Source organism: Planktothrix paucivesiculata PCC 9631, assembly GCF_900009265.2.
In the GTDB taxonomy this organism is placed as follows: domain Bacteria; phylum Cyanobacteriota; class Cyanobacteriia; order Cyanobacteriales; family Microcoleaceae; genus Planktothrix; species Planktothrix paucivesiculata.
Window position 1 is genome coordinate 1 of the sequence record NZ_LR735035.1, and the last position, 374, is coordinate 374.

General features: G+C 39.6%; 1 protein-coding gene. It reads left to right on the top strand.

Annotation, left to right across the window (positions count from 1 at the left end):
• Nucleotides 1-374 (top strand): putative Ig domain-containing protein (locus PL9631_RS25450; protein ID WP_156090710.1); only part of this gene is annotated, 374 nt, incomplete at both ends.

The window sequence follows — 374 nt, forward strand, 5'->3', positions numbered from 1 at the left end:
TTAACGACACCCCGATTTTAAATTCTCCCATCACCGACCAAACCATTAATCAAAATAGCAACTTCAGTCTAAATATTAGCAATAACTTCCAAGATATTGATCTCGGAGATAGTTTAACCTATAGCGCCACCCTAACCGATGGTCAACCCCTCCCCAGTTGGTTAACATTCGACCCCAACACCGGAGAATTTACCGGCATACCTGCTAACTCAGATGTGGGAATAATCAACCTGAAAGTTATCGCCAAAGATAATAGTAATACTACGGTTGAAGACAATTTTCAACTGACGGTTAGTAATATTAACGACACCCCGATTTTAAATTCTCCCATCACCGACCAAACCATTAATCAAAATAGCAACTTCAGTCTAAAT